Below are 18,882 nucleotides of genomic sequence, written 5' to 3' on the forward strand. Positions count from 1 at the left end.
CGCCATCGCCGTACGGCCGAACGGAGTCCTGTCGCCGACGGCCGCCCGCAGGTAGCGTCCCGGGCATGAGACGACTGCTCAGCGTCGCGTTGTCGTTCCTCCTCGTGTCCGTCGTCGCGCAGCCGGCGGCGGCCACCGGCGGTGGCGATCAGCCGTTGCCCGGCTACACGATCGTCAACCCGCCTCTCGCCCCGGCACTGGTCGGTGGCAAGCCGACGAGGGTCCTGCAGGGCGTGCACAGCCACGCCGGCTACATCATCGAGGTGCCGCCGCGCTGGAACGGGCGGCTCGCGATGTGGGCGCACGGTTATCGCGGTGACGGCAAGGTTCTCACCGTCGACGCTCCGCCGTTCGGCCTGCGGCAGCGCTGGCTCGACGAGGGCTACGCGTGGGCCGCGTCGTCCTACTACAGCAACGCCTACGACGTCCGGGCCGGCGTCACGACGACCCGTGAGCTCGCCGCGTTGTTCGGGCGGAAGGTGCAGCGGCCGTCGAAGGTCTTCCTGGCCGGTGCGTCCATGGGCGGGCACGTCATCGCCCGGTCGCTGGAGCAGTATCCGGGGTTCTACGCGGGTGCGCTGCCGATGTGCGGGGTGCTGGGCGACCACGAGCTGTTCGACTACTTCCTGAGCTACCACCTCGTCGCGCAGGCGTTGACCGGCATCAAGGCCTATCCGCTGCCGCCGGACTACGCGACCGTCGTGGTGCCCCGGATCAAGGAGGCGCTGGCCGGGCGCGACGACCAGTTCAAGGCCGTCGTCGCCACCCTGTCCGGCGGTGCGCGGCCCGGTACCGAGGCGGCCTACGCCTACTGGAAGGACTTCCTGTTCGGGCTGGTCACGAACTCCTCCAGCACCAGCCTCGCGGAGAACCCGCTGCAGATCGCCACGAACCTCACCACCCGCTACCGGCCGAACTCGCCGGTGGACGTCAACGCGGCCGTGCAACGGGTCCGGCCGGCCAACCCCGTCGCGCGCCACACGTGGGCGCTCACGCAGATCCCCGCCGTGCGGGGCCTGCCGAGTGCTCCCGTCGTGTCGCTGCACGGGATCGGCGACCTGTTCGTGCCGTTCTCGATGGAGCAGGACTACCGCGACGACGCCGCCCGCTTCGGCCGCACCCACCTGCTGGTGCAGCGCGCCATCCGCACGGTCGACCACTGCGAGTTCTCCCCCGCCGAGGCCGGCACCGCGTGGAACGACCTGACCACGTGGGTGGACCGGGGCAAGCGGCCGGCCGGTGACGACGTGCGCCGGACGGACGATCCGCGGTTCGGCTGCCGGTTCAGCGACCGGCAGGCGACCGGCGGCACCAGGGCGTTCTTCCCCGCCTGCTGAGCGAGGTCCCGCCTGGCCGGGCTCAGGGCCTGGTCAGGCGGACCAGGAAGGCGGGGTGGTCGGTGTAGCGCAGCGAGTACTTCTGCGTGCTGACGAACGTCAGGTCGCCGGAGAACACGACGTGCTGCACGCTGCCGTCGCCCTTGCGGACGTGGCCGGGCGGGACGCAGTTCTGGGCGTTCTCCGGGTCGGAGGTGTCGTACTCCAGGTTGAAGTCGCCGCCGACGACCGTCCTGCCGGTGAAGCCCTCCGCCGCCCTGATCTGCGGAATGACGTCGAACAGCAGGGACCGGCACTGGGCGAGCGCGACCGGTTCGCTGGACGCCGACAGGTGGGTCGTGCAGCCCAGGTGGTCACCGATCGCGTACACGCACGCGTACGTCCGCTGCTCGTTGCCGGCGTCCTGGCTGGTGTACCTGCCGGTCCACGTCTTCACGCCCTGGTAAGTCGCCGCCGGCACGCGGCCGATCACGGCGTTGCCGTAGTCCTGGCCGTTGGTGCACTTCACCGGCGTGCCGGTGTCCTTCCTCAGCGCGGGCGCGAAGAACTGGTGGACCCGGTCGCCCGGCCAGGCCGCGACCATGGCCGGCACCAGGCGGTCCGGCAGGTCGTTGCGGCAGATCTCGTTCAGCGTCACGAGGTCCGGTCGCAGCCGGACGATCAGGCCCGCGGCCTCGGGGACCGACCGGCCCTGCTGGTAGCAGCCGGCGATCCCGCTGTTGCACAGGTTCAGCTGGAGCTCCCAGAACCGTTCGGCCGCCGCAGCGCTCTGAGCAGGGACCACCACGCTCGCCAGCACCGTGAGTGCCGCCGTCATCAGCTTCCACATCAGGCCGACCGTAGGGATCACGGGGCCGCGGCGACACCCATTGCGGTAGAACGCAAGGCCTCAGGCCGGTGGCGCCAGCACCACCACCGAGTTGTGGCCGCCCATGCCGAGCGACGACTTGATCGTGAGGCCGCCGCGCAACGGCGTCGGCCCGTCCAGCAGCCGGGGATGTGCCGGTGCGACGACCGGTGACGCCGGGATCGTTCCCGTGTCGTACGCCATCGCCGTCACCGCGACCTCGATCGCGGACGCCGCGCCCTGGCAGTGCCCGGTCAGCGGCTTCACGGAGTAGATCCCGGTGTCGGGACCGAAGAGCTGGTCCAGCACCGCCGCTTCGGCGGTGTCGCACTGCGCCGTCCCCGGACCGTGGGCGTTCAGGTAGCGCACGTCGGCCGCGCTCACCCCGGCGTTGTCGAGCGCGTCGGTGAAGCAGGCGGTGACCTGGTCGAGCCGCGGATCGATCGACGTCACGTGGTACGCGTCGTGAGACATCGCGCCACCGAGGGTGAGGGCGTAGGGGTTGACCGAGTTTCGCGAAAGGACGAACGCCACCGACGCCTCGCCCATCACGAAGCCCCTGCTGCCCTCCTGGAACGGTCGGCACGCGTCGAGCGGTTCCGCGTCCACGATGGCCACTCCCAACCGGACGAAGTGGGAGACGTTCTCCGGGGTGAGCGACAGATCCGTTGCGACGAACACGACGTCGTCGACGATTCCCGCGTCCAGCCACGCCTTCGCCGTGATCAATCCGGCGTTGCCGGACGCGCACATCGCCGAGACGTTCATGGCGGGGCCGTGGAACCCGTATTCCTGCATGAACGTCGACATCGGTGTGGACGGCATCAACGCCAGGTAGTCGTGCACGGGTAACTCGCCACCGCGCGTGACGTAGAAGTCGCGCCACAGGTCCACCTCGCCCAGCACGACGGCGTGCAGCAGCCCGACCCTCCGGCCGGGACGCCAGCCGCGAGCGCCGGCGTCGTCGATCGCCTCCCTGGCGGCGGCTCGCATGGCGCGCGCGAACCGGCTCGGCCCGTCGACCGGGTCACCGCCCTGCGCGACGTACGCGGCCCAGACCGTGTCGCCCGGGAACCGGTTCAGCTCCGGGACGATCGACGCGGCGGGTTTGCCGCTCATCAGTCCCTCCCAGAGCGACCGGCGGTTCCACCCGTACGCGCTGACCACGCCGATTCCGCAAATGCCCATGCTTCGCGCGACCATATCCAGCTCCCCCAGACTGAGGGCCGACACCTCTTCGGGAAAGGATAACGGTGTAAACCGGCTTGCGGAAAGGCGCTCGACCGTCCACAGTGGACTGTCAGAAGCGAACCCTGATCATCGGGCGCTCCCGGCGACCGGATATAACGGCTCACCATGTTCACGCCAGGCGGATGCGGCTCTGGTCGAGTGTGTAGTAGGACTTCACAGTGCCAACACCCGGATCTGGGGGCCGAGACGTGAGCGGCCTGATCGGTGACGCCGGGTTCGACCAGGAACTGCTGGTCGAGCTCGGGCTCTCGGTCGGCGCCGCCGTCGTGTGGTGGCTGGACCTCGACGCCGGCGAGCTCGGCTGGATGCCCGGCCTCGACGCGGTCATCGGCGTGCCCGGCGCGGACCAGGAGACCGTGCGCGCCCGGCTGGCCGAGCTGACCGCACCGCTGAACGTGGCCACCAAGGCGGCGGCCTGGCAGGACTTCGAGCTGGAACAACCCCTCGAGACACCGATCGGCACGCGCTGGCTCCAGTTCCGCACCCGCGTCTCGACCCACGGCTCGGCCCGCGCCCTGGTCGGCGTCGTCGCCGACGTGACCCGGCGGCACGTCCAGCAGCAGGAGCTCGCGGACCTCGCCGACCGCTACCGGCTGCTCGTGGACCTCGCCCCCGAGGCGATCGTGGTGCACGAGGCCGGTCTGCTGGTGTACGCGAACCCGGCGGCGGTCCAGTTCGTGCGGGCGCGGTCCGAGTCCGACCTGATCGGGCGCCCGATCACCGACTTCGTGCACCCGGACTCGCAGCAGGACATGATGCAGCGGATCTCGAAGCTGACCGAGCCGGGCGCGACGAGCGATCCGGCCGACGCCGTGCTGGTCCGGTTCGACGGCGGCACCACCGACATCGAGTCGGTCTCCGTGCGCACGACGTGGGAGGGCCGGCCGGCGTTCCAGGTGATCATGCGGGACGTCACCGAGCAGAAGGCGGCCGCGGCGGTCCTGCGCTACCAGGCCGCACTCGCCGCGCACGTCAGCGACGCGCTCATCGCGACCACCTCCGACGGCGTCGTGACGAGCTGGAACCGCAGCGCGGAGAACGTCTACGGCCGGCGCGCGGCCGAGGCGATCGGGCAGTCCATCGGTCACGTGGTGGGGGCCCCGCTGGACCCGCTGGAGGTGCTGGAGGCGGGAGGCGTGGTGCACGCGGTGCACCGGCGCTCCGACGGCGGCGCGCTGGCGGTGCGGGTGTCGGTCGCCCGGATGGACGACGGGTACGTGCTGATCTGCGCGGACGAGACCGCGCGCAGGCGGGCCGAGCACCACTTCACCTCGGTGGTCGCGGCCATCGAGGAGGGCGTGCTGGTCGTCGGCGCCACCGGCCTCGTCGAGTCCGTGAATCCCGCGGCCGAGCGGATCCTCGGCGTGCGCGCCCAGGAGGTGATCGGCCAGCCCGCGTCCCTGGCCGAGCTGCACGACGAGTCCGGGCAGCCGGTCCCGCACGACCAGTACGCGTCGGCCATCACCCGCGCCACCGGCAAGGCGCAGCACGGCCGGATCCTCCGCGCGCGGCGTCCTGACGGCAGTCACGTCTGGCTGTCGCTGAGCGCCCGCGCGCTGACCCAGGACGGGATGATGCCCTCGGCGACGGTCATCTCGTTCACCGACATCACCGAACGCCGCATGATCGACAGCCAGCTGGAGCACGAGGCGACGCACGACGCGTTGACGGGCCTGTGCAACCGCACGGTGACGATCAACCGCCTCAGCCCCGCCGCCAGGGCGCACCGGTCAGGTCTCACCGCGGTGCTGTTCATCGACCTGGACAAGTTCAAGGTCATCAACGACTCGCTCGGCCACAGCGCCGGTGACGAGGTGCTGCGGGTAGTCGGGTCGAGGCTGAGCCGCAGCTCCCGCCGCGGCGACGTCGTGGGCAGGCTCGGCGGTGACGAGTTCACCGTGATCGCCTACGGCGTGGCCGGCCCGGACGAGGCGACCTCCCTCGCCGACCACGTCCGCGCCGAGCTCAACCGGCCGATCTCGGTGGACGGCCGGCGACTGCACGTCGACGCGAGCGTCGGCATCGTGCTGGCCGAACCGGGAGACCCGCGCGACGGCGCCGACCTGCTCCGCGACGCCGACCTCGCGATGTACCACGCGAAGACCAGGGGCCGGGGCCGCATCGCGTTCTTCGACGTCGAACTGCGCGACCGCATCCAGCGCAGGCTGCAGCTGGAACAGGACCTCCGCACGGCGCCGCTGAGCGACCAGCTGTGGGTGGCCTACCAGCCGATCGTCGACCTCCGCACGGACGAGCGCACCGCCGTCGAGGGCCTGCTGCGCTGGACGCACCCGCGCTACGGCCTCATCTCCCCGGCGGAGTTCATCACGCTCGCCGAGGAGAGCGACCTGATCAACATCGTCGGCGCCCACATGCTGCACACCGCCACCCGCGAGATCGCCGACCTGGCACCGGGCCTGGAGCTGACGGTGAACCTGTCGGCCCGCCAGCTCGACGACCCGTGGCTGGTCTCCGCGATCCGGCACGCCACCCACAAGGCCGGGCTGGACCCCAGCTCGTTGTGCCTGGAGATCACCGAGAGCGCCCTGACCCGCGACCCGGCGCTCGCCGCCCGCACCCTCACGGCGTTGCGCGACCTGGGCGTGCGGCTGGCGATCGACGACTTCGGCACCGGCTACTCGTCCCTCGCGCAGCTGCTCACCCTGCCGCTGGACACGCTCAAGATCGACCGTTCCTTCACGACGGGGCTGGGCCGGTCCGACGAGGCGGAGGCGATCGTCACGAGCATCATCGCCATGGCCCACGCGGTCGACATGACCGTGATCGCCGAGGGGGTGGAGCAGGTGGAGCAGCTCGAGATCCTGCGGACGCTCGGGTGCGACCAGGCGCAGGGGTTCCTGCTGGGCAGGCCGGTACCGCTGGCCGACCTGTGAGCCTGCGGCCCGCCGGCGTGGTTCGCCGGCGGGCCGTCGGCGTCAGACCAGCGGGGCGAAGAAGAACGTGTCCCGGCGGGCGAAGTGGCCGTCGACGGTGAAGTCCGGCATCGAACCCTGCCAGACTGCGGGAACAGGCAGAACCCACCGGTCCCGCACTCTGGGCATTGCATTCTGAGCGGCCAGGAGGAGTTCGCCATGACGGGAGACGGCCGACGCACGCCCCCAGCGCGGCGACCCTGGCCGCGGGCGTCGACCACGTCCGCTTGTCCTGTCTGTACCAGGACGAGGGCGACCTGGACGCCTACGCGTCACTGCTGCACGAGGACATGCAGGTGCGGGCACCCGACGCCCCGGCGTGCCGCGGCCGCGCGGCGGCGTTGCGCCTCGCCCGCACCACCAGAGGCACGCACGAACTGTTCAAGGTGATCGGCGACGGGTATTGCGTGGTGGCGGTCGGCCATTACTCCCCACCGGGTACCGCGCCACGTCACGACCGCACGAATTCGATTTCGCCGACTTCTTCACGCTGTCCGACGACTCGCTGCTGCTGAGCCGGCGGCGGTTCTACTACCTGCGGCCGCGCTGAGGCCGGCCGATACCGTGCATCCGTGATCGCCCCCTCGGCACGCCCGCTGGTCTTCCTCGACGTCGACGGAACCCTCCTGCCGCACGGCGGAACACGGCTGCCGTCCACCCTCGGGCAATGGGCCGAATGGCAGCTTCCGTCCAATCCGCACCTGGCCTCGATCGCCCCGGAGCACGGCCCGCGACTGCTGGCCCTGGACTGCGACCTGGTGTGGGCCACCGCGTGGATGCACGACGCCAACGCGGTGATCGCCCCGATCCTCGGCCTGCCACGACTACCGGTGGCCGACCTGCCGGACGCGCCACTGGAGGACGAGGCCGGCGTGCCGCACTGGAAGACACGGGCGTTGGTCGAGATCGCGGCCGGCCGCCCGTTCGCGTGGGTCGACGACGAGATCAGCGACCTCGACCGCGTCTGGGTGGCGGAACAGCACCGCGGCGAAGCGCTGCTCCTCCGCGTCGATTCCACGACCGGCATCACCGACGCCGACTTCGTCATGCTCGAAGCGTGGCTGCACCAGAGTCCTTAATGGACTGGCCTGGAAGTGGACACGTTCTCGCTGCCGCGGAACGGCTGTAAGGGTGATGTCGGTCGGCAAGCGGCCTATTCCGCGCGGTAGGCCTGGATCGGGACCCGCACCGGCCCTGACCATGTTCTGCCATGGCGGATGACCCTCACTCCCAGCTCAAGGTCAGGCAGAAATCACTTCGGACCCGGCTCGACGCCTTCACCGCAACGGCTCCGGACGACCCGCAGTGGGCCAAGATCTCCGACGAGGTGCACGACGCCGTCGAGGCGCTCCTCAAGGCACGGCGCGACATCGATGCGGACAGGCTCCTGCTTCCCAACCGCGTCCTCGGCGGAGCGGCTGCGGTGGCCGCGGTCGTGGTGCTCGTCGGGTGGTTCAGCGCGTGGAACGTGGTGCCTGCCGTGCTGGCTCTTGCCGTCGGTGCGGTACTCCTGATCAACCCCGCCATGCGCGGCGACGAGGAACCGAGTGCCCGCAGATGGGCGGGAATCGCCGCCGTGCTGGGCGCCCTGTCGACGCCGCTGCTGAGCGGGTGGTCGGCGTTGGTCGTGCTGGCGGGAATCGGTTGGTGGGCGTGGAGGTGCCTGAAGTGAGGAACGATCCGATCCACAACCTGACGGAGACGACCGACGACCACCACCGGCGCCTCGACTCGCTCGAGACGGCGCTGAGCACCAGATCGGACACCGCCGACAAGATCCGCAAGCGACTCCACGACCTGGAGGACAAGGTCGGCCGGCACTCGGTCCAATCGGTGCTGGACAAGGTCACCAAGGTCGAGACGAACCTCGGCAAGGCGGACAAGCGACTGGACAGGCAGTCCGCGAAGATCGAACACCTGCGTCTGGAAGTCACCGCTCTGGATCGCAAGGTGCGCTTGAGCGGCGGGCTGCCCCGAGCGGACTTCCACACCTGGCAACCGGACATCACCCCCGAGATGGTCCAGTTGATCCGTGCGCGACTGGCTGCCGCGCCCGTGTCCGAAGCGAAGGTCCAGCAGTTGCTGACGAAGCTGGAACAGGCACAGGACGCGGTCACGCGCTGGGACAGGTCGCGGGAAGCCGCGATCCTGGCCGTCAAGGCGCTGTCCGAACTCCCCCCGGCCGCGGAACGGGCGTGGCGGAAGGAGAAGCAGACGTGGTTCGCGTTCCGCGCCGGCGGCCCGCGCCCGGTCGAGGAGGAGGTGCGCGCACGCCGTCAGTACGACGAAGCGGTGCACGCTCGGCGAGCCGAGACGATGGCCCTGGACCAGTCGACGAAGGCGGACGAGGCCGCGTGCGCGACGATCCGCGAGCGCATCGAGGACGCGGTCGCCCGAGACCTCGTCCTCCCCCAGTGGTTCGACATCGCGCTCGGCCTCTTCGCGCCGGGGAAACCCGAGCGGATCAAGCCGTGGCTCGACGCGGCCACGAGACTCGTTCGCTACCGCCTGCTCGCCGACGTCCGGGATCCACTGGACCCCTACGGCGACCGGCCACACGACGAGACCCTCGCCGCCGAGTACGACCGAGTGGTCCGACGCTGCTCGGACGTGCGGCGGTAGGCCAGGGGAAATCCAGCGCGACCACGCTGCGCCGTCTGGGATACTCCCCGCTGTGAACAGGGGGAACGGCCATCCGGGAGTGCATTTCCTGCTCTCGCTGATCGACCAGGACGACGCGGCCGCGGTGCGGCGGCGGCTCGGCATCGGCGAGCCGGAGGAGCTCGCCGTCGAGCACGCGGTGCAGTGGCTGGACCGGCTCCCGCGGCCCCGCTCGGTGCTGCTGTGGATGCTCCAGGAAGACGATCCCGCGACCAACCGGGTGCTGTTCAACCACCTCGGCACCCCCGGCACGATCAAGCGCGACATCCTGCGCGGTGTGCCGTTCGGGGGCACGGGCGGACGCCTGCACGTGCTCGTGCACGGCCAGGCTCCCGAGATCCCGGTCGGCCCGCGCGGAGTGGTCGGCGACCTGCGCGAGGCGCGGACGATGAAGACGGCCCGGGCCGCGGCGCGGGTGGTGGGCGGCGACGACTGGACCGACGTCGCCGAGGCGGACCGGACGGAGCCGCTGCCGGGCTACGCGCGGTGGGCGCTGACCGAGCGGATCGACTGTCCGGCGACGGTGCGCGCGCAGTTCGGGTCGCACGCCAAGTTCACCCACCGGCTGCGGCGGGCGGGCATCGTCGAGCCGGCGGAGTACGTCGAAGTGACCAGGCCTCCGCAGGACATGCTCGCGGTGCTGCGCCTCGGTGAGGTGCTGTTCCCGCGCCGGGTGAGGGAAGCCGCCGCGGTGCTGGCGCCGTTGGTGCACTCCGAGCTAGGCGTGGATCCGGACGCGTGGGCGGTGCTGGCGCAGTTGCTGCCGAGGTTCGCGGGGACCGTGCCGGAACTGGTGAGGACCAGCGGCGCCGTCGCTCGCGTCTGAAGGTGACGGGCGGCTGGATTCGAACCAGCGCCCCAGCTTTGCAGGCTGGTGCGCCTGCCTCTGCGCTACGACCCGTCGGCACGAATCCTGCTGGTGGGTTATGGCGTCTCCTCGGGCGGACCTGTGGAAATTAGACTCTTGCAGGTCAGCCTGGGTCCGCTCGATTCTGTTGAGGACCGTTCAAACACGTTCAACGCATGGTTCTGCTCCCCAATTGAAGCGTGCTCCGAGAAGTCGGCGAGGCCTCGGGGCCTTGTGCAGACCCGCCGGTTGCGGCACAGATCAGAAGAGCCGTGCCTGGTCCGGGTCGAGGACAACGACGCCTCTCAGCTCCCGGCCCAGCGGCCGAGCTGTCCGCCATGCGGGAACACCAACTCTGACCACGCCCCGCACCCCACAACGCCAGCAACTCCACATCACTCGGACGTCCTCTCCTGCCGCTGAGCGCGCAGCCCGACCATGGGCAAGGCAGCGCCAGTGAGCTTGGGAGCACGGAGTGGGAGCAACCGGACGTTTTCGCGGCCTCTTGCAGTTCGGCGCGGTGCGATGGCGCACGCGTTGATCCGGATGCCACGCAGAAGATCGAAGACTCATGAACGCTTCGCTGCACAACAACGTCAGTGCCATGCCCGGACGAAGTCGCGGGGTTCTCGCTGCCGATCCGTGGACCACGCGGTCGGCAACACTCCGGTTCTGCGGGGATCCAGCATGAGGAGCGCGGCGACGATCTGCGGTTGAACCACTTCGGGATTCCGTTCGGTGCTGTTCTCCGTTACCAGCTTGCCAGCGCGTTCCGCCATCGGAGTTGTTCCTGAATCCCGCCTGATCCTCTCCCGGGGTCGCTCGAACGGTCGGCCCCGACCGCGCGGCGATCGTCCACAGTGGACTGGAATTCGACGCGCGCGGAGCCTTCGCGGAAGGTGAGGCGCATGACTGCGATCGGTGTGCTGGTGGGAAATCCGCGTCCGGCCTCCCGCACCCTGCGGGCGGCGCTCGCGGTACGTGAAGCCCTGCGGCAGGTGCTCAAGGACCCCGTGGCCGGAGCCACGGTGGACGCCGCGGAGATCCTGCACCAGGTGTTCGACCCCGGGCGGATGCGGGTGGTGCTGGAGGAACTCGGGCGGTCGGACGTGCTCGTGATCGCCACCCCCACGTACAAGGCGACCTACACCGGCCTGCTGAAGGCCGTGCTCGACCAGGCGCCGCCGAACTGGTTGCGGGGCAAGGCCGTCGTTCCCGTCCAGGTCGCCGCCTCCGAACGGCACGCGCTCGCCGTGGAGGTGCACCTGCGGCCGTTGGTGGTGGAACTGGGCGGCCAGGTGCCCGGACGGGGCCTGTTCCTCACCGAGTCCGCGCTCGCGGTGGACGGCGACGCGCTGACGGCGGCGTTGCTGGAGATGATCGACGCGGACGCGCTGAACGCGGTGGTGGCGGCGTGATCGCGGACCAGCTCAGGGAGGCGTTGCGGCACCAGCCCCAGTCCGTCGCGATCATCACCGCCGCCGGGGCGGACGGGCCGGTCGGGGTGACGGTCAGCTCGTTCGGCTCGGCCAGCATGCGGCCGCCCCTGGTGGCGGCCTGGATCGGCGCGACGGCGTCGGCGTGGCCGGTGTTGAGCACGGTCCCGATGTTCGCGGTGCACCTGCTCGGGACGGGACAGCGCGAGCTGGCGGACCTGTTCGCGCGCAAGGGCGCCGACCGGTTCGGGCCCGCGACGGCGTGGGAGCCCGACGAGGACGGCGTGCCGCACCTGCTCGACGCACCGGTGCGAATGCGCTGCCAGGCGGTGCGGCGGATGGAGGTCGGCGACCACGTGGCGCTCGTCGGCGCCCCGGTCGAGATCAGGTCCGTGCCCGAGGAGGTGCCGCCTCTAGTGCGGCACCAGGGCAGGTGGACGTCGGTGGCCTGAGCCGTCAGAACAGGCGGGCCACCCGCGACAGGGTGTCGCGCAGGTTGTCCTCGGCCACCAGGTCCAGCGCCTCGGGCACGGTCAGCCAGCGCAGGGGCGCGGTCGGCTTCTCCGGCCGCGCCTCGTCCGGCGTGTCGGTGGCGAGCACGAACCGCAGGTCGGCGTGGTCGTGCGCGGGTTCCTTCGGCGACTCGGGCACCGGCACGACGACCACGTGCGTCAGCTCGGCCACCGGCCACGGGCGCAGGTCGGCGAGATTGGTCTCCTCCCGGCCCTCGCGCAGCACCACGTCGAACGGGTCGGACTCGCCGGGGTCGCCGTGGCCACCGATCTGCAGCCAGCTGCCCATCTTCTGGTGCCAGCGCAGCAGCACGCGCTGTGTCTGCGGGTGCACGACCAGCGCCGACGACGTGAGGTGCAACGGCAGGGCGCGCGACCACGGGTCGTCCTCGGCCTTGATCAGTTCGACGAGCCGGGCCACGTCGGCCGCCTCGGTGTCGTCGGCCGGTCGGTAGGCGTCCAGCAGCGTGGCGGCGGTGCGCTCGGCGTTCCCCATGCGGCCTGAGTCTAGCGGTGTGGATCAGAGCGGTGACGGCGCGCCCTCGGCTGCCGATCGCAGACTCGTGTACGGGTGCTCGTTGTGCTGCAACGCGTTGAGGTACGCGGTGGTGTGCTTGGCCGCGTGGGCCATCGCGGTCTGCCAGTCGAGGCCGGCGAGCCGCGCGTCGAGCAGGCAGGCGAAGTGCACGTCGCCCGCGCCCACGGTGACGATGTCCCCCAACGCCTCCGGGAGCGAGTGCCGCACCACTAGGTCCGGACCCACCACCAGCGCGCCGTCCGCGCCCAGCGTCACCACCACGTGCCCGGCGTCGCCCGCCAGCTCCCGCGCCGCCGCCTCCACCGCGCGGTCGTCGGTCAAGCCCCTGTCCGCCCACAGGCACAGCTCGCGCAGGTTCAGCGCCACCAGGTCGGCCCGACGGCCGCGCGGCACCAGCTTGCCCACCTCGCGCGGGTCGGCCGAGAGCAGCCAGTAGGGCACGTCACCGGCGACTTCGGCGAGCCACGCCAGTGTGTCCACGGCGCCGTCGGTCGCCGCCACCAGCGCGCTCGCCCCGGTCAGCTCGGCCGCGAGCCGTTCGCCGAGCACCTGCGGCGTCAGCGAATCGAGCGCCTCCTGCCCGAGGAAGTGCATGTCCGCCACCGAACCGTCGACCAGTTCGGCGTGGAACACGGGTAACGGTGAACGCACGGGTGCGGGCGCCCACGTGACGTCGTTGCCGGCCAGGTGCGCCGCGACGGCTCCCCGCAACTCACCGGTGTAGTCGGCGGTGATCAGCACCGGTTCGCGGCCTCGCGCGCCGAGTGCGCAGGCCACGTTGTTCAGCACACCGCCCCAGCGCAACGTCGCGGGTGGCAGGCCCTTGCCGAGCGGGCCCTCGTGCAGGAAGTCCAGTGCCACCGTGCCGATCAGCAGCGGTCGCCCATGATGGCGGAACATCAACCATTCCCCAGCTTCAGCCGTGTGTACAGGGCCACCAAGTTAGGCGAACCGGAGTGCGCTTTCCACCCCTTCGGCCTCGCTGGCGCGGCCGAGAAATCCCGTGCTAGCTTCCGATCCGTTCACGCACCCGAGGGGGAATCCGTGAAACAATGGTCCACAAAGGACTTGACGGTGGTGCGCGCTCCGAGCGGCGGCGTCCCCGGTGAGGGAATCATGCGGTTCAGCGACCGCTATTCGGTGTTCGACTACGGCGTCCTCGCCGACCGGATCCCCGGGAAGGGCGCGGCTTCCTGCGCGATGGCCGTGCGTTCGTTCGCGTTGTTCGAGAAGGCCGGGATCGCCACGCACTTCATGGAGCAGGTCGCTGACGACGCGATCCGCATCCAGCTGCTGGACATCGACACGGACGGTTCGAAAGGTCCGACGGGACCGGGCCGCACCGTCCCGTTGCAGGTGATCTACCGGCTCGCGTTGCCGCGCGAGTCGTCGGTGCACCGCCGCGCGCGCCAGGGCGTGCTCGACGCGAGCACCGTGCCGCCGTACGCGGAGGCCCCGTGGCTGGCGGCGCCGATGGTGGAGTTCACCACCAAGTACGAGGAGACCGACAGGTTCGTCAGCCGCGACGAGGCCGCGCGGGTGGGCGCGATCGGCACCGGTGACCTGCTGGAACTGGCGGGCCTCGCCGAACGCGTCGCCGAGGTCCTCGACGAGCACTGCCGCGAGGTCGGGTTGACGCTCGTCGACGGCAAGGCGGAGTTCGGCTACGACGGCGACCGGCGGCCGATCCTGATCGACCACGCGGGCACACCGGACGAGAACCGCTTCTACTTCGGCGGCGTGCCGGTCTGCAAGGAGCTGCTGCGCTTCCTGCACCCCGGCCTGCGCGAGGTCGTGCAGGAGCTGATCCGCGACGGGTTCCCCCGCGCGCAGTGGCCCGTGCAGCCGAACCTCGCTCCCGAACTGGTCGAGGCGACGTCCGCGGTGTACGCGGAGCTCGCCGCGGTGTGGACCGGGGCGCCGCTCACCGGGTTCGCCACCGCGATCGAAGACTTCAAGGCGGCCTGCGGCTCCGATCTCGGCGACCGCACCGGCCTGTGAACCGGAGGAACTCGACGAACATGAGCACCGACAACCAGTTCGGTCCGGACGGCTGGGCGGTCGAGGTCACCGCGCCGGCCAGGCTGAGCTTCACGCTGATCAACCTCGACAGCGAGTCCCTGCGCCGCAACGGGATCGCGGCACTGGCCGTGCGCAGGCCGGGTCTCGTCGCGCGCGTGCGCCCGGCGGAGGCCGTCGAGGTCGTCGGCACCGAGGCCGAGACCACCAGGGACCTCACCAAGGGCCTGACCAAGCTCCGCGAGCTGTGGGACGGCCCCGGCGTCCGCGCCGACGTCACCCGGCCGCTCCCCCAGCACAGCGGGTTCGGCTCCAAGACCTCGTCGCTGCTCGCCCTCGGCCACGCGTACAGCGTGCTGTGCGGCCGAGAGGTGGACCTGCGCGAACTCTCCGAGCTGCTCGGCCGCGGCCGCACCTCGGGCGCCAGCACCGGGCTCGCGGCGGGCGGCGGGTTCCTCGTCGACGGCGGCCACCGCAACCCACCGGAGTTCTACAGCGCTCCCGAGACCTTCCTTCGGCCGAGCCGGTTCGCGCAGTCCGTGCCGCCACCGAAGCCCGTGGTGCGCCTGCCGTTCCCGCAGTGGCCGATCCTCGTGCTGCTCACCAACGGCCGCCACCTCGGCGGCACCGAGGAGCTCGCGTGGTTCCAGTCGGTGACGCCGATCCCGCCCGCCGAGGCCGCCCGCACCGCGCAGCTGGTGTTCATGGGCCTCGCGCCCGCGATTGCCGAGCACGACTACGACGGGTTCTGCGACGCGGTCAACGAGATCACCTTCCGCAGTCACTTCAAGCGCGAGCAGATCCGCTTCCAGGGCAGGGAGATGATCGACCTGCTCGACGAGGGCGGCAGCGAGAAGTCCGTGGACGCGATCGCGCTCAGCGTGACCGGGCCCGCGTGCTTCGCGTTCACCCGCGACCCCGGCGCCGCCACCCGGTGGGCGCAGAGCCTGCGGGAGCGAGGGCTCGTGCGCGACTTCTGGTTCACCAACGCCTGCAACACCGGCATCACCACCAGCTTCGTCCCGTGACCGAGGAAGAGATGACCGACTACGACGAGACCGTGCCCGATGTCCTCGCCACCCGTTACGCCTCACCGGCGCTGGTGGCCCTGTGGTCGCCGCGCAACAAGGTGATCGCGGAACGCAGGCTGTGGATCGCGGTGATGACCGCGCAGCAAGAGCTGGGCGCCGACATCGGTGAGCAGGTGATCGCCGACTACCAGGCGGTGATCGAGCAGGTCGACTTCGCGTCGATCACCCGCCGCGAGGTCGTGACGCTGCACGACGTGAAGGCGCGGCTGGAGGAGTTCAACGCGCTCGCCGGACACGAGCACGCCCACAAGGGCATGACCTCGCGCGACCTCACCGAGAACGTCGAGCAGATGCTGGTGCGGGAGAGCCTGGAGCTCGTCCGGCTGCGCTGCGTCACCGTGCTCTCCCGGCTCGCCGAGCTCGCGGCCGAGCACGCCGGCACGATGATCGCCTCGCGCACGCACAACGTGCCCGCGCAGGTCGTGCCGCTGGGCAAGCGGTTCGCCACCGCGGCGGAGGAGATCCTCGTCGCCGTGGAACGGCTGGAGGACCTGCTCCGCCGCTACCCGTTGCGCGGCATCAAGGGCCCGGTCGGCACGGTGCAGGACATGCTCGACCTGTTCGACGGCGACCGGGAGAAGGTCGCCGCGCTGGAGGCCAGGATCGCGAACTTCCTCGGCTTCGAACGCCGGTTCACCAGCGTCGGCCAGGTCTACCCGCGTTCCCTCGACTACGACGTGCTCACCGCGCTGGTGCAGATCGCCGCCGGACCGGCCTCGCTCGCGAAGACCATCCGGCTCATGGCGGGCCACGAGCTCGCGTCGGAGGGCTTCGCCGAGGGCCAGGTCGGCTCGTCCGCGATGCCGCACAAGATGAACCCGCGCAACTGCGAGCGGATCAACGGGCTGATGGTCGTGCTGCGCGGTTACGCCTCGATGGCCGGTGAGCTGGCGGGCGATCAGTGGAACGAGGGCGACGTGTCGTGCTCGGTGGTCCGGCGCGTCGCGCTGCCGGACGCGTTCTACGCCATCGACGGCCTGCTGCAGACCATGCTCTCGGTGCTGGAGACCTTCTTCACCTCGCCGAAGGTCATCGCCGCGGAACTGGAGCGGTACCTGCCGTTCCTCGCGACGACGAAGATGCTCGTCGCGGCGGTGCGGGCGGGGCAGGGCCGCGAGACCGCGCACGAACTGATCAAGGAGCACGCGCTGAAGGCCGCCGCGGGCCTGCGCGACGGCGAGCGGGAGAACACGCTGCTCGCCACGCTCGGCGCGGATGAGCGTTTCCCGCTGGACACCGCGCAGCTCACCGACCTGCTCGCCGACCGGGGCCCGTTCACCGGCGTGGCGGCCGACCAGATCGCGGAGATCGGCAAGCGGGTGGCCGAGCTCGCCGGTCGCTACCCGCACGCGGTCGGCTACGCTTCGGAGTCGCGGCTTTGACGCACCGTCAGGACTTGGGGAGGCTCTGGTGACGTACTGGTCCATCCTGCGCAGAGAGCACGTGTTCCGCGTGCTGTTCGGCAGCTGGGTCGGCAGACTCGCGATGGCCATGGCGGCCGTGGCGATCCCGCTGGCGCTGCGCGACGCGGGAGCCGACTACGTGTTCATCGGGCTGGTGGCGGGCAGCTTCGCCATCTCCGCCGCGATCGGGTCCCCGATCGTCGGCCGGATCGTCGACCGGGTCGGTCAGGTGCGCGTGCTCGTGCCGACCGGCCTGCTCGCCGCCGCCGGGTTCGTGCTGATCGCGGTGGCGCCGTCGAACCACGCGCTGGTGCTGACCGGCGCGATCCTGGCCGGGGCGCTCACGCCGCCGCTGGAGCCGTGCCTGCGCGTGCTGTGGCCCGGCCTCGTCGAGGACGACGAACTGGAGAAGGCGTACGCGGTCGACTCGGCGGCGCAGGAGCTGGTGTTCGTCTTCGGCCCGCTCGTGGTGACGCTGTGCCTCGCGGTCTTCGCACCGGTCAGCGCGTTGTGGGCGCAGGCCCTGCTCACGGTGGCGGGCGTGGCGATGTTCGCGACGGCGTCTCCCGCGCGCAGGTGGACGCCGGAGAAGGTGGAGAACCGGCACTGGCTCGGCCCGCTGCGGCACCGGGGCCTGTTGGTGCTGCTGCTCGCCCCGGTCGGCATGGGCGTCGCGATCGGCACGCTGAACGTGCTGGTGGTGAGCTACGCCGAGCGGTTCGAGGTGTTCGGCGGGGCGCCCATGCTGTTGACGCTCAACGCGTTGGCGTCGCTGGTCGGCGTGCTGATCTACGGCGTGATCCCGTGGAAGATCGAGCCCCGGACCCGGATCGTGTTCTTCGCGGTCGGCCTGCTCGTCGGCTACGGGCTGCTCGCGACGGTGCCGTCACCGCTCGGGATGGCCGGGCTGATGCTGCTCACCGGGTTCTTCCTGGCTCCGCTGCTGGCGGCCCTGTTCCGCCTGATCGGCGAGCTGGCGCCGCGCGGCACCGTCGCCGAGGCGTTCGCGTGGCTGGTCACGCTCTTCGCGGCAGGCAGCTCGCTCGGCGCCGCGGTGGTGGGACCGGCACTGGACCGGAACGACCTGAACCTGGCCGCGGCGCACGCGGGCGTGGGCGCGTTGTTCTGCCTGCTGATGGTGAGCGTGGGCTACCGGTTGTTCGTTCCCGCCAAGGAACCCGCGGTCGCCTGACCCCCGGCTGTGCGAACGGCCCGTTCGCCCCTGGTGGGCGAACGGGCCGTTTTTCGTTGTCTCAGAAGTGCTTGAGCAGCTCCGGGAACGTCTCGATGAACAACACCCCGTCGTCCTCGCGGTTCACCGAGTCGTCGAACTCCAGCACCCACGTGTGCTCGTTCGGCACGTAGACCGCGTTCATGCCCGCGGCGCGCGCCGGGCCGATGTCGGACTTCATCGAGTTGCCGATCATCCACGCCGTGGCGGGTTCGATGTCCTGCTCGGCGATCAGCGCCCGGTACGTGTCGACGTTCTTCTCCGGCACGATGTGGATGCTGTCGAAGTGCGGCGCGAGGCCCGACGCGTCGAGCTTGCGCTGCTGCTCCTCCAGGTCTCCCTTGGTGAGCAGGAGCATCCGGTACCTGCCGCGCAACGCGTCGAGCGTCTCGGTCACGCCGGGGATCAGCTCGACCTCGTGGCGGATCAGCTTGCCGGCGAGGTCCTCGATCCTGGCGCGTTCGTCGTCGCTCGCCGTGCGCTCGTTCAGCTTCTCGAAGCAGTCGTGCAGGCTCTGCAACAACATCTTGGCGCCATAACCGTGCGTGACCGCGTTCGCGGCCTCGATGTCGTCGAGCACCTTGCGGGTCTGCTCGCGGCCGAGCGTCGGATGGTCGACCCAGTCGAGGAAGTCGTCGATCACGCGCTCGAAGAGGACGTTGTTCTCCCACAGCGTGTCGTCGGCGTCGAAGATCAAGACCTGGGCTGGCTCTGTCGCACTCACCCGACGGATGCTATCAAACACCTACCAGCACTTTTCCTTGGAAGCGCACGGA

At 70.6% G+C, this 18,882-nt stretch carries 18 protein-coding genes and 1 tRNA gene; 13 read left to right on the forward strand and 6 right to left on the reverse strand.

Annotated elements, in window-relative coordinates; translation table 11 throughout:
* The first annotated feature begins 65 nt into the window (after window positions 1-65).
* On the forward strand, window positions 66-1,337 hold the full coding sequence (locus AB0M48_RS31790; protein ID WP_363849018.1) for a hypothetical protein: 1,272 nt from the start codon (window positions 66-68) through the stop codon (window positions 1,335-1,337).
* A gap of 22 nt (window positions 1,338-1,359) precedes the next feature.
* Here AB0M48_RS31790 and AB0M48_RS31795 read toward each other — a convergent pair whose 3' ends face one another.
* Together AB0M48_RS31795 and AB0M48_RS31800 are read right to left on the reverse strand one after the other, a co-directional pair.
* Window positions 1,360-2,166 carry an endonuclease/exonuclease/phosphatase family protein gene (locus tag AB0M48_RS31795; RefSeq protein WP_363849020.1) on the reverse strand — a complete coding sequence of 269 codons (807 nt, stop codon included), beginning with the start codon at window positions 2,164-2,166 and terminating at the stop codon, window positions 1,360-1,362.
* Between the two features lie 60 nt (window positions 2,167-2,226).
* A complete protein-coding gene (locus AB0M48_RS31800) occupies window positions 2,227-3,387 on the reverse strand; it encodes a beta-ketoacyl synthase N-terminal-like domain-containing protein (RefSeq protein ID WP_363849021.1) in 1,161 nt (386 codons plus the stop codon).
* Window positions 3,388-3,623: 236 nt separating this feature from the next.
* Between AB0M48_RS31800 and AB0M48_RS31805 the strand changes: the two genes are divergently transcribed.
* The 6 genes from AB0M48_RS31805 (at window position 3,624) to AB0M48_RS31830 (ending at window position 9,855) form a co-directional block, all read left to right on the forward strand.
* Window positions 3,624-6,329, forward strand: a complete 2,706-nt coding sequence (locus tag AB0M48_RS31805; protein ID WP_363849023.1) for an EAL domain-containing protein — start codon at window positions 3,624-3,626, stop codon at window positions 6,327-6,329.
* Between the two features lie 266 nt (window positions 6,330-6,595).
* Complete coding sequence (locus AB0M48_RS31810; RefSeq protein WP_363849025.1) at window positions 6,596-6,883, forward strand: nuclear transport factor 2 family protein; 288 nt, start codon at window positions 6,596-6,598, stop codon at window positions 6,881-6,883.
* A 57-nt stretch (window positions 6,884-6,940) separates the two neighbouring features.
* Window positions 6,941-7,447 carry an HAD domain-containing protein gene (locus AB0M48_RS31815; protein ID WP_363849026.1) on the forward strand — a complete coding sequence of 169 codons (507 nt, stop codon included), beginning with the start codon at window positions 6,941-6,943 and terminating at the stop codon, window positions 7,445-7,447.
* A 131-nt stretch (window positions 7,448-7,578) separates the two neighbouring features.
* The gene (locus AB0M48_RS31820) at window positions 7,579-8,040 is read left to right on the forward strand and encodes a hypothetical protein (protein WP_363849027.1); all 462 of its coding nucleotides are present in this window, start codon (window positions 7,579-7,581) and stop codon (window positions 8,038-8,040) included.
* Window positions 8,037-8,990, forward strand: coding sequence for a hypothetical protein (locus AB0M48_RS31825; protein ID WP_363849028.1), 954 nt, complete (start codon window positions 8,037-8,039; stop codon window positions 8,988-8,990). The genes AB0M48_RS31820 and AB0M48_RS31825 overlap by 4 nt, the downstream gene beginning before the upstream one ends.
* A gap of 52 nt (window positions 8,991-9,042) precedes the next feature.
* Window positions 9,043-9,855: a hypothetical protein gene (locus AB0M48_RS31830; protein ID WP_363849030.1), complete on the forward strand. Its 813-nt coding sequence runs from the start codon at window positions 9,043-9,045 to the stop codon at window positions 9,853-9,855.
* A 3-nt stretch (window positions 9,856-9,858) separates the two neighbouring features.
* On the opposite strand, the gene AB0M48_RS31835 is transcribed toward AB0M48_RS31830, so the two are convergent.
* A tRNA-Cys gene (locus AB0M48_RS31835) sits at window positions 9,859-9,932 on the reverse strand.
* Window positions 9,933-10,784: 852 nt separating this feature from the next.
* Here AB0M48_RS31835 and AB0M48_RS31840 point away from each other — a divergent pair.
* Together AB0M48_RS31840 and AB0M48_RS31845 are read left to right on the forward strand one after the other, a co-directional pair.
* On the forward strand, window positions 10,785-11,294 hold the full coding sequence (locus tag AB0M48_RS31840) for an NAD(P)H-dependent oxidoreductase (protein WP_363849032.1): 510 nt from the start codon (window positions 10,785-10,787) through the stop codon (window positions 11,292-11,294).
* A complete protein-coding gene (locus AB0M48_RS31845; RefSeq protein ID WP_363849034.1) occupies window positions 11,291-11,764 on the forward strand; it encodes a flavin reductase family protein in 474 nt (157 codons plus the stop codon). Before AB0M48_RS31840 ends, AB0M48_RS31845 begins: the two co-directional genes overlap by 4 nt.
* Before the next feature lie 4 nt (window positions 11,765-11,768).
* Here the strand turns inward: AB0M48_RS31845 and AB0M48_RS31850 are convergent, their stop codons facing one another.
* Both AB0M48_RS31850 and AB0M48_RS31855 read right to left on the reverse strand, forming a co-directional pair.
* Entirely contained in the window at window positions 11,769-12,320 is a 552-nt protein-coding gene (locus AB0M48_RS31850) for an NUDIX domain-containing protein (protein WP_363849036.1), read from the reverse strand.
* Between the two features lie 24 nt (window positions 12,321-12,344).
* Window positions 12,345-13,262 (reverse strand): PfkB family carbohydrate kinase, encoded by a 918-nt coding sequence (locus AB0M48_RS31855; RefSeq protein WP_363849038.1) that lies wholly within the window; start codon window positions 13,260-13,262, stop codon window positions 12,345-12,347.
* 174 nt (window positions 13,263-13,436) lie between these two features.
* On the opposite strand from AB0M48_RS31855, the gene AB0M48_RS31860 reads away from it, so the two are divergent.
* The 4 genes from AB0M48_RS31860 to AB0M48_RS31875 are packed head-to-tail and all read left to right on the forward strand — an operon-like array spanning window position 13,437 to window position 18,067.
* Entirely contained in the window at window positions 13,437-14,363 is a 927-nt protein-coding gene (locus AB0M48_RS31860) for a phosphoribosylaminoimidazolesuccinocarboxamide synthase (RefSeq protein ID WP_363849040.1), read from the forward strand.
* Window positions 14,364-14,383: 20 nt separating this feature from the next.
* Window positions 14,384-15,409: a beta-ribofuranosylaminobenzene 5'-phosphate synthase family protein gene (locus AB0M48_RS31865; RefSeq protein ID WP_363849041.1), complete on the forward strand. Its 1,026-nt coding sequence runs from the start codon at window positions 14,384-14,386 to the stop codon at window positions 15,407-15,409.
* An 11-nt stretch (window positions 15,410-15,420) separates the two neighbouring features.
* Window positions 15,421-16,854: an adenylosuccinate lyase gene (purB, locus tag AB0M48_RS31870; RefSeq protein ID WP_363849329.1), complete on the forward strand. Its 1,434-nt coding sequence runs from the start codon at window positions 15,421-15,423 to the stop codon at window positions 16,852-16,854.
* 28 nt (window positions 16,855-16,882) lie between these two features.
* Complete coding sequence (locus AB0M48_RS31875) at window positions 16,883-18,067, forward strand: MFS transporter (protein WP_363849043.1); 1,185 nt, start codon at window positions 16,883-16,885, stop codon at window positions 18,065-18,067.
* A gap of 61 nt (window positions 18,068-18,128) precedes the next feature.
* Here the strand turns inward: AB0M48_RS31875 and AB0M48_RS31880 are convergent, their stop codons facing one another.
* Window positions 18,129-18,830, reverse strand: coding sequence for an HAD family hydrolase (locus AB0M48_RS31880; RefSeq protein ID WP_363849045.1), 702 nt, complete (start codon window positions 18,828-18,830; stop codon window positions 18,129-18,131).
* Between the last annotated feature and the right edge of the window lie 52 nt (window positions 18,831-18,882).

Source organism: Lentzea sp. NPDC051208 (assembly GCF_040682435.1).
Lineage (GTDB): Bacteria > Actinomycetota > Actinomycetes > Mycobacteriales > Pseudonocardiaceae > Lentzea > Lentzea kristufekii.